This is a genomic window from Pseudomonas sp. Irchel 3A18 (assembly GCF_900187465.1).
In the GTDB taxonomy this organism is placed as follows: Bacteria; Pseudomonadota; Gammaproteobacteria; order Pseudomonadales; family Pseudomonadaceae; genus Aquipseudomonas; species Aquipseudomonas cichorii.
In genome coordinates, this window is the sequence record NZ_FYDI01000005.1 from 288,509 (window position 1) to 301,871 (window position 13,363).

A 13,363-nucleotide genomic window follows, 5' to 3' on the forward strand; every position below is an offset into this window, starting at 1 on the left:
ATAGCAGGAAAACGTACTGATCGTTACGTGAACGGCGCGCAAAAAGCAGTTTCTGGATGACATCAGGCACGACAGAGTAGGCAGGATAAGGCTCTAGAACGTGATGGCACCTCGCGCCAGAGGTTCACATTATGCGAAAATGCAGCGTCATCGCCGACTTGGAGCGCCAGCCAGAACATGGCAGCATGCGCGCCCTCGCCGAGTCTGACGATGATGAGCTTATGACACGCAGGTCACCGTAGCATGTCGCAGCAGCCTTGATGACGGACAAGACACCACAGACGTGTCTATGAATACCGACTCCGTGTCGGAACTCCGTGAGGAAGCTGATGGGCATGGCTTGCGCGTGCAGGGAGGATGTCTTCGCTGCGCATGGAGCCATACCAACAGAACTATGTGTCACTCAAGCCGCTGAAGCCAATGATGATAAGAAGTCAGCGCAGGAGGACATAGAAAGTGAGGTCTAAAGCGTTATTGTATTGGCCTTGTATGTCCACCTCTAGTCCTTGTGGGTGCGAGAGTTTGTCGCATGCGGCATAGCATGCGACACGCCAAAGCTCCTGCTACAGAACCTGAGGGCGGATGGCGTTTATCATATGGATCACAGTATGTTGAAGAAAATGAACACGGCTCTGCTGGGGCTGGCTATGTCGATGGGTCTCATGCCCTTGCATGCGGCTGAAGCAAAAAAAGTAGACGTTTTGCTCATCGGGGGAGGAATAATGAGTTCGACCCTGGGTATCTGGCTCAATGAGCTGGAGCCAGGCTGGTCGATCGAAATGGTTGAACGTCTTGATGGTGTAGCCCAGGAAAGCTCGAACGGCTGGAACAACGCCGGTACGGGTCACTCTGCCCTGGCCGAGCTGAACTACACGCCAGAAAAAGACGGCAAGATCGACGTCTCCAAGGCCATCGAAATCAACGAATCCTTCCAGATCTCCCGCCAGTTCTGGGCGTGGCAGGTCAAGAACGGTGTGTTGAAAAACCCGCGTTCGTTCATCAACTACACCCCGCACATGAGCTTCCTGTGGGGCGAAAAGAACATCTCGTTCCTGAAACGCCGCTATGACGCCCTGAAGGTCAACCCTCTCTTCAGCGCCATGCAGTACTCCGAAGATCAGGAGCAGATCAAGAAGTGGGTTCCGCTGATGATGGAAGGGCGTGACCCGAACCAGAAAATCGCGGCGACCTGGACTCCGATCGGTACCGACGTGAACTTCGGCGAAATCACTCGCCAGTTCGTGGGCCATCTGAAAAACCAGCCTAACTTCAATCTGCAACTGTCGAGCGAAGTCGAAGACATCAAGCGTAATGCTGATGGCTCGTGGCGCGTGTCCTACAAGAACCTGAAAGACGGTAAAGAAACCGAAACCGACGCCAAGTTCGTATTCATCGGCGCGGGCGGCGGTGCACTGCACCTGCTGCAAAAGTCCGGTATTCCTGAAGCCAAGGAATACGGTGCCTTCCCTGTCGGCGGTTCATTCCTCGTGACCGAAAACCCACAGATCGCTGACCTGCACATGGCCAAGGCCTATGGTCAGGCTTCGGTTGGCGCACCTCCGATGTCGGTTCCTCACCTGGACACCCGCGTACTGGATGGCAAGCGCGTTATCCTGTTTGGCCCATTCGCGACCTTCTCCACGAAGTTCCTGAAAGAAGGCTCTTACCTGGACCTGCTGACCAGCACCACCCTGCACAACGTCTGGCCAATGACCCGAGTCGGCATCAAGGAATACCCACTGGTTGAGTACCTTGCCGGCCAGTTGATGCAGTCCGATGACGATCGCTTCGCAGCCCTGAAAGAATACTTCCCTAACGCCAAGAAAGAAGACTGGCGTCTGTGGCAGGCAGGTCAGCGCGTTCAGATCATCAAGCGTGATGAAGAGAAAGGCGGCGTCCTGAAACTGGGTACCGAGATTGTCAGCGCCAAGGACAACAGCCTTGCCGGCCTGCTGGGTGCATCGCCAGGTGCATCGACCGCAGCTCCGATCATGCTGGGCGTTCTCGAGAAGGTCTTCAAAGACAAGGTTGCAACCCCTGCCTGGCAGGAAAAGCTGCACCAGATCATCCCAAGCTACGGCACCAAGCTGAACGATCATCCTGATCAGGTTGCCAAGGAATGGGCTTACACCAGCGAAATCCTGCAACTTCCAGCACCTCCAGCTGTTGGCGCTGCAGCACCGGCTCCGGCAGCAACACCTGCCAAGCCACGCGAAAGCAACGCAGCGACTGATATGGCGCTGTAATGCCAAAGCCCCATCAAACCTGGTTTGATGGGGCTTTTTTCTGCAGCCGGGAAATACCGCTTTACCGCCTCCCCTACCTTCCCTCCTGACTCCTACTTCGCGAACAACTGCCCCATATCCTTGAACGCCTTGAACTCCAGTGCGTTGCCACAAGGGTCCAGCAGAAACATCGTCGCCTGCTCACCCACCTGCCCCTTGAACCGGATGTAAGGCTCGATCACGAAACGAGTCTCGAACGACCTCAAACGCTCGGCAAGCGCTTCCCACTGCTCCCACTGCAATACGATGCCAAAGTGCGGAACAGGCACGTCATGTCCGTCCACCGGATTGCTATGCGCACTTTCCTGCACCGCGTTCTTCGGCGCTTCGTGAATCACCAGTTGGTGGCCATAGAAATTGAAATCGACCCAATGATCGCTGGAGCGCCCTTCTTCCAGACCAAAAACCTGACCATAGAAGGAACGCGCAGCCGCAAGATCGTAAACGGGGATCGCAAGGTGAAAGGGAGAAAGACTCATCAGAAACTCCAGGCTCTTGGTTTTTATCAACCGGAAGGTTTTGCTTCCCGTTGTTTATGTACTGGAGAAATCATAGAAGTAGCGACCCAACAATAAAATCAATATATATTTCTCAGATATACAAAAGAGATTTATCAATGATTCGTGAGCTGAAGACCCTTGTCGCAGTCGCACAGGAAGGCACCTTCGCCGCCGCCGGAAACCGCATAGGCCTGACTCAGGCCGCCGTCAGCGCACAGATGCAACGTCTCGAAACCGAACTTGGCTATCAGCTATTCGACCGCAAGGGCCGCTCGGCACAGCTCAATCGAATGGGACATCAGACCCTCCTGCAAGCCCAGGAACTGATCCGCCTCTACAACAACCTTGGCTCGACAGCCAGCGGACAACCCGAGAGCGTACTGGTCAACATCGGCGCAATTGCCTCGGTCCAGCGCTCACTGCTCCCCGACGCACTGGCAGCCTTTCACCGCCAATGGCCACAGTGCCGCACCCGCGTGATACCCGGCGTCTCCATGCAACTGCTTAACCTGGTGGATGCTGGCGAGATCGACATGACCGCCATCATCCGTCCACCGTTCGCACTGCAAAGCGACCTGCGCTGGACCGCCCTGGCCAGCGAACCCTATCGCCTGATCGCCCCGAGCCACCTACCCGGCGATGACTGGGCCGAACTGCTGTCCACCCAGCCCCTGATCCGCTACGACCGCACCTCGTTCGGCGGCCGACAGGTCGACCGCTTCCTGCGCCAGATGCACTTCACCCTGCGCGAAGCCTGCGAGCTGGACGAACTGGAAGCCATCATCAAACTGGTCGCCAATGGCCTAGGCGTGGCACTGGTTCCGCAAACAGCCGATCACAGGCAATGGCCTGCCGAAGTGCGGGCGCTGGATTTAGGCGCGCATACGTTTCATCGCGATGTGGGGTTGGTGCATCGGACCAGAGAGAGCTTGAGCGAGCCGGTGAGGTTGTTGATTGAGCTGGTTGAGGGACGGGTGCAAGGCACGTGACGCAGACCATCACGCAAATGACAGATCTTGCTGCAGCCGCACACATTCAGCGCGCGACTGCAGCTTCCATTACGACATTTCAGCGGCAAGGCAGCCCGGTATCATCGCACGCCTTGTTGATGCGCAAACCACTGCTGCTCAGGCGACTGGCGACCTGCAGCGGCATCGCCGTGGAGCTCCTGACTCCGGCCTTGGCCGCATCCCGAGCCTGGACCTGGGCATATTTACCTTCCTGGACAGAAACAGGTTGCTGACTGACAGCAGCAAACGCCATTCCTTGCAAACCGATCACGGCTGCGGTAGTGACCATGAGCTTTTTCAATACGGACTTACCTGTTACTCGATTCATGATGCTTCCTCTCGATAGCTTGATATTGAGTTGATGCGAGTAAGGCTTTTTGTTTTCTTGCTGGCAGAGCTGGCTGCCGTGGGAGAATGTATCCTCGGAATCATGAATATTTATATACAGAGACACATGAATAATATTTTACTTGACAAAAATAAAAACATAAAAACATAAAAACATAAAAACAGCACAAAATCCTGACCGGAAAAAATCATCAAACCAGCTACCACTCAAGCCAACCCATCTTCAGCACCGCAGACAGCCGATAACTGACAACTAAGTTGGCGCACCAGAACCGAGCATATATAACTTACGGAGAAACCGGTTAGTGCACGAGACAAGGAAGTACGAGCAAGTCGACAAGGTATTGCTCGATCTAATTGAAGGAAAATTAAAAAGACCATGCCCTGATATCAAGCCAAATGAATGCCGCAAACTTTCTCTTCAGCAAGCGACACCCACTCCACAACCACCATAAATCAATGACTTATTGAATAAAAACTAAAATTCTTGTTTTAATCCTTATGCCCCCAACTCCTGGGACAATACAAAATCCCTCCATTCCTGCTCTAAAGTTAACAGCCAGACAGACGATAATAAGTCGTTGCCCGCCCCCCCACCATCAAATTAATGAAAAAACCAAGCACCCCCACCAACAATGGCTAACTCAGGAGTAGCCCATGTTTAAAAAACTCAGCATTTCTCAGAAACTTTACTTAAGTTTCGCTACTGTCAGCGTCATTATTTCCATATTGGTGGTGGGTGCCTATCGGGGTTTTGAGCAAGTCCAGGATGCCACGAACAGCAATATTCACACCTATCAGGTCCTCAGCGATACGCAACTGGCCCTTGAACAACTGGTCAACATCGAAACCGGCATGCGAGGCTTCGTCATCTCTTCAAAGGATTCGTTTCTGGAACCGTTGATCGTGGGAGAAAAAAGCTTCTCTGAAAAGCTTCAGTCACTCAAACAGCTGACAGCTGACAATCCGGATCAGCAACGGCGCCTCGCCCTGCTGGAGGAAACCCAAAAACGCTGGATAAACGAAGATATCAATCCAATCATTGCGCTGCGCAAGGACCTGACAGCACGCGACATGCCCGACGATGAACTGGACAAGCGCATTACGTCAGGTGCCGACAAAGCCAAGATGGACAGCATGCGCGCCACCCTGGCCGAGATCAAAGGAGCAGAGAACCAACTGCTGGAAAAAAGAAGCCAGCACATGAAGAGCTCGAAGGAGCTTGCCCTCATGATCCTGATCTGGGGAGGCCTTGCCGCCGTCGCACTCTCTCTTTTTCTGGCTGCCACCCTAGGGCGCAGCACCACGGCGCGCCTGCAAATGGCCATCGATGCTGCCACCGCAATTGCCAATGGCAAACTGGATACAGCCATCGACACCAGCAGTCATGACGAACTGCCGAAAGCCTTCGATCGCATGCAGAATCGCTTGCGCGAAACGATCCAGCAGATAAACCAGGCGGCGAATCAACTGGTCGTTGCCGTGCAACAGATTTCAGGTGCCTCCACACAATTGTCCGGAGCCATTCAGGAACAATCGACATCAGCCTCGATGATGGCCGCCACCATCGAAGAGCTGACCGTAAGCATCCATCATGTTTCCGAAAACGCCGATGAAGCCCACCAGATCGCCAGCCATTCGGGACAGCAATCCAGGGAAGGTGCACACGTCATCGAAAACACGCTTTCCAGCATGAGCGGCATAGCCAAGACGGTACAGCATTCATCTGCCCAGGTCGCCGATCTTGGTCAGCATTCGGAACACATTTCGTCGATTATCGGCGTGATTCAAGGCATCGCAGACCAGACCAACCTCCTGGCACTCAATGCCGCCATCGAAGCAGCCCGTGCCGGAGAACAAGGTCGCGGTTTCGCAGTGGTTGCCGATGAGGTGCGCCTGCTGGCACAGAACACCGGCAAGTCGACCAAGGAAATCGCAGGCATGATCGAGAAGATTCAGGCTGGGGTTCGCGAAACGGTAGAAACCATGCGCAATGGCGTAGAGGAAGTGAACCAGGGCGTGACCATGGCCGGAACTGCCGGCCAGGCCATCATCGAAATCCGCGACAGCTCCAGCAAAGTACTGCATGTAGTCGATCAGATTTCCTTCGCCCTTCGCGAACAGACTGCCGCCAGCCAGGACGTGGCCCGAAGCGTAGAACGCTCGGCGCAAATGGCCGAACAGAACAACCAATCGATTCAGGAACTGCTCAAGACCAGCAGCAACCTGGACAACCTCGCGACGGGCCTGCAACGGGAAGTGGCCAAGTTTCAGGTCTGAGCCCTGAAGACCCAGGCTTCTGCACCAGTCAGAAGCCTGGGCCAGTATCCGCACATTGCAAGCTCAGCCCCTGACGAAACTCCAAGAACGAGAAGCCGAGAACCGAAGAGGCAATCAGCCTCCTCGGCAACTCGGTATCAGGCAAACAGATCGACACCCAACTGGAAAGCGACCCAGAGCGCCAGGCATGTTGCGAAGAGCAATGCGATATTTTCAAACAGGTTATTGCGATATTTCTTATCCAGCAGCGACTTCTGGTTGGACATGATCAGCAGGCCCAGCGAAATGACCGGCAAACCAATGATATTCAGCGCACTGACCCCGATGGTCAAGGTCACGAAATCCGGCATGCCTGGCAGCGACCAGATCAATGGCGTCACCAGAATGAACAGCATGAACCACTTGTGCATGGGGTCATGGTGAAACTCTTTACCGTACTTCTCGCGACGTGCAGGAAGAACATGCTGGAGCGCATCGGTAATCAACATCGGGAATGCAGTGGTTTTTCCTGAAATACTGGCGAACAGGGTCGCGAATACGCCGATAAAGAACACATACCAACCAGCGGGGCCAAAGAACATTTCCAGCGCCTTGCCCAAGTCCCCCAGAGTCTTCACCTCGATACCGTTTGGTCGCAGAATTTCCGCTCCGACAATCCAGATGGCCAGGTTAATGACGATCCCGACGCACACGGCAAACAATAAATCGTTACGTTGAACACGCTTGTGCTGCGGCCCTACCCAGCCCTTCTGGCGCATGACATAGGGATGCACGAAGTTTGCAATGGAACCTGCAACCGCGCCGATCACCGACACCGCAACCAACAGCGCACCATGCACACCTTCATCCGGCGGGATACTGAAACCGATGGTGCCTTTGACGATACCCACAACATCCGGGCCGGACATGACAGCCAGGGCGATAAAGGCCAGGGTCATGACCGCCAGCAACAGCTTCATCACGCCTTCGATCATTGAATAGATGTTACGACCGACCAGCATCCAGACAGCCAGCACCACCGCAACCGAACAGAGCAATGGGTGGTCGATCTTGAACAGCATCGCCAGCGACTCACCTGCCCCTTTGATCATGTAGGCATTCATCAAATGCCCCATCAGCAAGGCATAAACAAGCATGAACCAGGCAAAAAAGGGATTCAGTTGCGCATAGCCCTGAAGGATTGTCATGCCTTGGTTGTTGCACAACTGGAAGCGAGCAATGATGTTTACGATCAGATATCTGAGCAGCAGAGAAACCGCCAACACCCACATCATCGCGTAACCGTAATTCGCTCCTGCGACAGACGACGTAATCAGGTCACCTGCACCTAGCCAGGACAGTACGGCAATGATGCCGGGGCCCAGTAGTTTCAGCATTCGTGTAAAACGATTTTGCGCGCGCCCGGATGCCTGACCTTCGACGGAAGGAATGCTTGCCATAGAGGATGTCTCCATTATTGTTTTTGTTGGATCGACAGCAGTCGAACACAACTTATTAGACGTCGTACAACACTTCTCAAGAAAATGTGTTTTTAGATATTTCAGCCCCAGGGTGTCAGTTAGAGTTGATGAAGGTTTCTCAGTGCTTATGGCACGTGAAACCATGCGGGCCGTGTGCATGCATTACCGGAAGAGCTGCAACAACACGCAACTGGGGGATCCTCGGCCGGAACGGTGACCACACCCCAAAAAATACAGAAAAGGCCGAAGCATCATTTGAAGCGATGGCTGAAAAGCGAATCAGAAAGCAAACGCCAATCCCCTGCAGGACTTGCCTTTGCGAGGGGGGCCGATAGCGTAAAGCACCTGAAGATGGATACGATTCTCATGATGCAAGCCTCTAAATCGATTGATTAGAGACGGCGCCGGATCGTCAAAATAGGGAGTGCGACTTTGTTTCCGGATGTAAAAAAACAAGGTCTTGGACGTTTTCACTTCTGAAAGCCCAATGACGTATCAGCCGTCATTGGTATGCGCTTTCAGCAGAAACGACGCAAGACCTTGATTTACATCCTGAAATTCTGGCTCCACGACCTGGACTCGAACCAGGGACCCAGTGATTAACAGTCACTTGCTCTACCAACTGAGCTATCGCGGAATGAGGGCTATCTTACTGATTAAAATAGGTAAGTCAAGCATCCCCTTGAAAAAATATTGAGCATAAACAGTCATTTGCAGGCGCAGGGTTTCGTCGCGGGTTTGCTGTGGCGTAGTGTGTTCGCTTGCCCCGCACGCTTATCACAGAAAGGAGAACGAGATGACCCAGGCCAACCGTCTTGAAACGCTGTTCCCTACCGCTGACGACATCCCGGAACAGTACCGTACAGGCCCGGCAATCGAGCAACGGGAATATCTGGTCAATGGCGTCCTGCAATCATGGCAAGGGCCACTGGCCCCAGTGCGCAGTCCGGTTTGTCTGAGAAGTGAAACGGGGCTTGAGTCGGTGATTCTGGGCAGTACGCCTTTGCTGGATGCAGAAACGGCCATGACGGCACTCGATGCTGCTGTCCAGGCTTATGACCGTGGTCAGGGTCGCTGGCCGACGATGCGTGTGGTGGAGCGCATTCAGCATGTCGAGTCATTCCTCAAACGCATGCGTGAACAACGCCAGGCCGTGGTCAACCTGCTGATGTGGGAGATCGGCAAGAACCTCAAGGATTCGGAAAAAGAGTTCGACCGTACCTGCGATTACATTGTCGACACCATCAATGCCCTGAAAGAACTGGACCGCCGCTCCAGCCGCTTCGAGCTGGAACAGGACACCCTTGGCCAGATCCGTCGTGTACCGCTTGGCGTGGCGCTGTGCATGGGGCCTTACAACTACCCGCTCAACGAAACCTTCACCACCCTCATTCCGGCCCTGATCATGGGCAATACCGTGGTCTTCAAGCCCGCCAAGTTCGGCGTGCTGCTGATTCGTCCGCTGCTTGAAGCCTTCCGGGACAGCTTTCCGGCCGGGGTCATCAATGTGATCTACGGGCGCGGCAGGGAAACAGTCAGTGCCTTGATGGCCACCGGCAAGATCGACATCTTTGCCTTTATCGGCACCAACAAGGCTGCCAGCGACCTGAAAAAACTGCATCCCCGCCCTCACCGCCTTCGTGCCGCACTGGGGCTGGATGCGAAAAATCCCGGCATCGTGCTGCCCGATGTGGATCTGGATAACGCCGTCAACGAAGCGGTGACCGGTTCGCTGTCTTTCAATGGCCAACGTTGCACAGCCCTGAAAATCCTCTTCGTCCATGAAGATGTGGTGGAGGGTTTTCTGGAGAAATTCCAGCAGAAGCTGGCACAGTTGAAGCCCGGTATGCCTTGGGAGCCTGGCGTGTCCCTTACGCCACTGCCGGAGCCAGGCAAGACTGACTACTTGCAAGGTCTGGTCGCCGACGCGACTGCCAAGGGTGCCCGTGTTATCAATGAAGGCGGCGCAGAAGTCAGCGAAACCTTCTTCTACCCAGCCCTGTTGTACCCCGTGACACCGGACATGCGCGTCTACCACGAAGAACAGTTCGGGCCGGTCGTGCCGGTGGTCATCTATAAGGACTTGCAAACCGTGATCGACTACGTGCTCGATTCCGATTTCGGCCAGCAACTGAGCATCTTCGGCAATGATTCGACTCAGGTCGGGAGACTGGTGGATGCCTTCGCCAACCAGGTGGGCCGGATCAATATCAACGCCCAATGCCAGCGTGGCCCGGATCAGTACCCGTTCAATGGCCGCAAGAATTCCGCCGAAGGTACGCTCTCGGTTCACGACGCCTTGCGCGTGTTCTCGATCCGTACGCTGGTAGCGACCAAATTCCAGGACAGCAACAAGACGCTGATCAGCGACATCATCCGTAACCGGGAATCCAGCTTCCTGACCACCGACTATATCTTCTGAAGTCCGGAATCAGGGGCGCAGCAACAAGGCTGCGCCCTTGACAATAAGTGGCAGAAAGACATAAATCGCATTTGATAATGATTATCGAAAACAGGTAGCATGCTCGCTTCCGGGTAGGACATGTCGCACCTTCCCACGGGATATGAGCACCAACCCCAGTGGATTCGTCCGCCAGCAAACTTGACCTCTATATGGCGCATCGCTCAGCCCTGGTGGACTATGCCGCGCCCATCGTAGGTTGCCGTGCTCGCGCCGAAGATGTGGTTCAGGAGGCGTGGCTGCGTTTCAATGGCCGGCCCAATCAGGACACCGCCATCGACCACCCGGTCGGCTATCTGTACCGCATCGTACGCAATCTGGCTCTGGATCTGACGCGCAGCATCGCCACCGAAAAGCGCCAGCCCGACGGCGACACCCTGCTGGCGGAACTGCCGGCCACTACCGCCTCTCCCGAACAGGAAGCGGTCAGCCATGACGCACTGCAACAAGTCTCAGATGCGCTGGCGCAATTGCCGGAACGAACCCGCATGGCTTTCGAGATGCATCGCCTCGGCGGCTACACCCTGCAACAGATCGCAACAGCGCTGGGGATCTCGGTCGGGCTGACGCATCAACTGGTACATGATGCCTTGAGCCATTGCGCAGCCTGGCTGGAGCGAGGCAATGGCTGAGCCCCATTCAAAGAATTTTCAGGAAAATCTGAAAAAAAATGCGGGCCAAACGTCTTTTGCAGAAGGGAGCCATAGTGTGCGACCCTCCCACGCCTTTTCTACCGCTGGAGTCTTGCCGGACATGCCGCAAGCCGAACCTCGCCAAGCTCGTCTGGATATTGCCCTGGATTGGCTGATGCGTGTCCGAGAGGCGCCCGACGATGCCGGCTTGCAGACTGAACTTCAGGACTGGCTACAGGCCGCACCGGAAAATGCCGAAGCCTTGCTAAAGGCCGAGCGCGTCTGGGGCCTGACCGGCCAGCTTGCTCCGGCAACAGCCCATAAATGGCCTCCGGTTCCACCTGTAGCGACAGCTCCTGCACCACAAGCTCATCTCGCCGCCCGCCCAAGACGCCGACGTACCTTGAGCTGGGCTGTTGGCGGGGCTCTGGCCGCCTGCCTGGTGGCTGCCGTGGCTCCCAGTTTAAACACAGCCTTGCAGGCGGACTTCCAGACCGCCAGCGAACGCCGCGAAATCCAGCTCCCGGATGGCAGCCGTGCCGTGCTCGACAGCAACAGCGCCATTGCCTTTGAGTTCACGGCCACCCGCCGCGATATTCGCCTGCTGTGCGGACAAGCCTTTTTCGAGGTCAAGCCTGATCGCAGCAAGCCCTTCAATGTACGCGCACAAGACCTTGATGTGACCGTGACCGGTACAGCCTTCAATGTCGACCTGGAAAAGAAGAACATCGAAGTGGGCGTGCAGCACGGATCGGTAAAAGTCACCGAACATGGCTCGAACCGGATCCTCAATCCAGGCCTGACCGCAGGTCAGCAACTGGACTTCAACCGCAGCAACGGCCAGATCAAACTGATAACCCTGCCTGCCAACCGCATCGCCACCTGGCGCAACGGCCAGCTCATCGCAGACAACGCCCGCATGGCCGACGTGGTGGACGAACTGCGCCGCTACCTGCCCGGAACCCTCTGGATCAAAGACCTGCAACTGGCCGATAAACGTATTACCGGCGTTTATGACACCAGCAACCCCGAAGCCGCATTGCGCGCAATGGCGCAACCCCATGGGGCGAAGGTCGAAGGCTGGGGGCCTTGGGTGCTGGTGATTACGCGGTAGGCTTGAAACGGAACACCGCTTTACTGACTGATCCGGTAATGAAACGTGTTCTTCACCCCCGAAACAGTCACCGCCCTTCCCTCCACAATTCGCGGCTGATACCGGAAGGTTTCAGCCGCAGTCATTGATGGCCTGATAAACAGTGGATGACAGGTGCCCTGGACCTGTGGATTGACCACGCGCCCCTGAGGTGAAACGTCGTAGATGACGGTGCAGTCGCCTTCGATACCTTTGTCCAGTGCACGCTGGGGATAGTCGGGAGCTTCCTTGCTCAGAGGTTGGTATTGGCTGCTGTCGGCGGCAGCCGCCGTTTGTTGTTGGACCTGACGGGCACGTTCGGCGGTTTGCCTGGCCTGCTCGGCCTGGCGTTGGTGCTCGGCCTGCTGCTGCGCCACACGCTGCTGCTCGACTTCCTGAGCGTGTTGCCGCTGCTCGCGCTTTTGCTCTTCGACGCGCTTGCGCGCCAGTGCGGCCTGCTCGAGCTGGCGGGCCTGGCGTTGAGTATCGACCTGTGGCCTGGGCGCCTCGATGGGTTTGGCGACGACAGGCGCTGGCTCGACCACAGGCTCAATGACGGGCGCAGGCGCAATCATCGCAGGTGCAGGTGCAGGTGCCGGTTCGGGTGGCAGGATGAACAGCTGAGTAGCCATCGTTCTGACGGGTTCGGCTGGTTTTTCCTGAAGGCTCCAGCCGAACAGCAATGCGCCCAGTACCGCGCCATGCAGGCCAAAAGCAATGGCGGCCGCCAGTCCGTTCTGGCATAGCTTTCTCCAGTCCATGGCCCTGGAGCCACGAGACTCGAGTTCCAGTGTCATGGTGGTCATTGCGGGGCCTCGGTCACCAGTCCCAGATGAGTCACGCCGCTGTGCTGCAAAGCGGCCATGGCGGCAACCACCCGCCCGTAATCGGCCTTGTCATCTGCGCGGATGAACACCTGGGTATCTGCACGTTCGGCCACCAGTCGGGCAATGCGGTCTTGCATGTCTTCCAGACTGGCAGCGGTATCGGTCTGCGAATGGGTGTCGACGTTTTCCCCGAGGTTCCAGTAGTAACCGCCTTCAGCCTTGACCGACAAGGTCACGATGCGCTGCTTGGTGTCGGTGAGCAGCGCCTCACTGGCAACTTTCGGCAGTTCGATCTTCACGCCCTGGGTCAGCATCGGCGCGGTCACCATGAAAATCACCAGCAGCACCAGCATGACGTCGATATAGGGCACGACGTTCATTTCGGCTTTCGGACCATGTTTGCGTTGAGGTTTGACCAGCATGGAAAG

The 13,363-nt window shown here is 55.7% G+C and carries 11 protein-coding genes and 1 tRNA gene; 6 read left to right on the forward strand and 6 right to left on the reverse strand.

What is annotated here, in order from left to right; all coding sequences use genetic code 11:
* Nucleotides 1–608: 608 nt before the first annotated feature.
* A complete protein-coding gene (gene mqo / locus CKW23_RS12195; RefSeq protein ID WP_025259726.1) occupies nt 609–2,246 on the forward strand; it encodes a malate dehydrogenase (quinone) in 1,638 nt (545 codons plus the stop codon).
* 92 nt (nt 2,247–2,338) lie between these two features.
* Here the strand turns inward: mqo and CKW23_RS12200 are convergent, their stop codons facing one another.
* The gene (locus tag CKW23_RS12200; protein ID WP_025259725.1) at nt 2,339–2,764 is read right to left on the reverse strand and encodes a VOC family protein; all 426 of its coding nucleotides are present in this window, start codon (nt 2,762–2,764) and stop codon (nt 2,339–2,341) included.
* A 137-nt stretch (nt 2,765–2,901) separates the two neighbouring features.
* Here CKW23_RS12200 and CKW23_RS12205 point away from each other — a divergent pair, with 137 nt between their 5' ends.
* Nucleotides 2,902–3,774: a LysR substrate-binding domain-containing protein gene (locus tag CKW23_RS12205; protein ID WP_025259724.1), complete on the forward strand. Its 873-nt coding sequence runs from the start codon at nt 2,902–2,904 to the stop codon at nt 3,772–3,774.
* A 79-nt stretch (nt 3,775–3,853) separates the two neighbouring features.
* On the opposite strand, the gene CKW23_RS12210 is transcribed toward CKW23_RS12205, so the two are convergent.
* On the reverse strand, nt 3,854–4,096 hold the full coding sequence (locus tag CKW23_RS12210) for a hypothetical protein (protein WP_025259723.1): 243 nt from the start codon (nt 4,094–4,096) through the stop codon (nt 3,854–3,856).
* A gap of 704 nt (nt 4,097–4,800) precedes the next feature.
* Here CKW23_RS12210 and CKW23_RS12215 point away from each other — a divergent pair.
* Nucleotides 4,801–6,423, forward strand: coding sequence for a methyl-accepting chemotaxis protein (locus CKW23_RS12215; RefSeq protein ID WP_025259722.1), 1,623 nt, complete (start codon nt 4,801–4,803; stop codon nt 6,421–6,423).
* Nucleotides 6,424–6,560: 137 nt separating this feature from the next.
* On the opposite strand, the gene CKW23_RS12220 is transcribed toward CKW23_RS12215, so the two are convergent.
* Together CKW23_RS12220 and CKW23_RS12225 are read right to left on the reverse strand one after the other, a co-directional pair.
* Nucleotides 6,561–7,862 carry an Nramp family divalent metal transporter gene (locus CKW23_RS12220; protein WP_025259721.1) on the reverse strand — a complete coding sequence of 434 codons (1,302 nt, stop codon included), beginning with the start codon at nt 7,860–7,862 and terminating at the stop codon, nt 6,561–6,563.
* Nucleotides 7,863–8,444: 582 nt separating this feature from the next.
* Nucleotides 8,445–8,520: transfer RNA gene (locus tag CKW23_RS12225), tRNA-Asn, on the reverse strand.
* Between the two features lie 159 nt (nt 8,521–8,679).
* Here CKW23_RS12225 and CKW23_RS12230 point away from each other — a divergent pair.
* From CKW23_RS12230 to CKW23_RS12240, 3 genes are all read left to right on the forward strand, one after another.
* The gene (locus CKW23_RS12230) at nt 8,680–10,305 is read left to right on the forward strand and encodes an NADP-dependent glyceraldehyde-3-phosphate dehydrogenase (protein WP_095067639.1); all 1,626 of its coding nucleotides are present in this window, start codon (nt 8,680–8,682) and stop codon (nt 10,303–10,305) included.
* A gap of 191 nt (nt 10,306–10,496) precedes the next feature.
* Nucleotides 10,497–10,976, forward strand: a complete 480-nt coding sequence (locus CKW23_RS12235) for a sigma-70 family RNA polymerase sigma factor (protein ID WP_177434636.1) — start codon at nt 10,497–10,499, stop codon at nt 10,974–10,976.
* Between the two features lie 76 nt (nt 10,977–11,052).
* The gene (locus tag CKW23_RS12240; protein ID WP_236249375.1) at nt 11,053–12,090 is read left to right on the forward strand and encodes a FecR family protein; all 1,038 of its coding nucleotides are present in this window, start codon (nt 11,053–11,055) and stop codon (nt 12,088–12,090) included.
* A gap of 20 nt (nt 12,091–12,110) precedes the next feature.
* Here the strand turns inward: CKW23_RS12240 and CKW23_RS12245 are convergent, their stop codons facing one another.
* Nucleotides 12,111–12,914, reverse strand: a complete 804-nt coding sequence (locus CKW23_RS12245; RefSeq protein WP_095067641.1) for an energy transducer TonB — start codon at nt 12,912–12,914, stop codon at nt 12,111–12,113.
* Nucleotides 12,911–13,357, reverse strand: a complete 447-nt coding sequence (gene tolR / locus CKW23_RS12250) for a protein TolR (RefSeq protein WP_025259716.1) — start codon at nt 13,355–13,357, stop codon at nt 12,911–12,913. Before tolR ends, CKW23_RS12245 begins: the two co-directional genes overlap by 4 nt.
* Nucleotides 13,358–13,363 lie beyond the last annotated feature (6 nt).

Coding starts and splice junctions, on each gene's coding strand:
- CKW23_RS12235 (WP_177434636.1), top strand. CDS start 10,497: ATGGCGCATCGCTCAGCCCTGGTGGACTATGCCGCGCCCATCGTAGGT.
- CKW23_RS12200 (WP_025259725.1), bottom strand. CDS start 2,764: ATGAGTCTTTCTCCCTTTCACCTTGCGATCCCCGTTTACGATCTTGCG.
- CKW23_RS12205 (WP_025259724.1), top strand. CDS start 2,902: ATGATTCGTGAGCTGAAGACCCTTGTCGCAGTCGCACAGGAAGGCACC.
- CKW23_RS12230 (WP_095067639.1), top strand. CDS start 8,680: ATGACCCAGGCCAACCGTCTTGAAACGCTGTTCCCTACCGCTGACGAC.
- CKW23_RS12245 (WP_095067641.1), bottom strand. CDS start 12,914: ATGACCACCATGACACTGGAACTCGAGTCTCGTGGCTCCAGGGCCATG.
- mqo (WP_025259726.1), top strand. CDS start 609: ATGTTGAAGAAAATGAACACGGCTCTGCTGGGGCTGGCTATGTCGATG.
- CKW23_RS12220 (WP_025259721.1), bottom strand. CDS start 7,862: ATGGCAAGCATTCCTTCCGTCGAAGGTCAGGCATCCGGGCGCGCGCAA.
- tolR (WP_025259716.1), bottom strand. CDS start 13,357: ATGCTGGTCAAACCTCAACGCAAACATGGTCCGAAAGCCGAAATGAAC.
- CKW23_RS12215 (WP_025259722.1), top strand. CDS start 4,801: ATGTTTAAAAAACTCAGCATTTCTCAGAAACTTTACTTAAGTTTCGCT.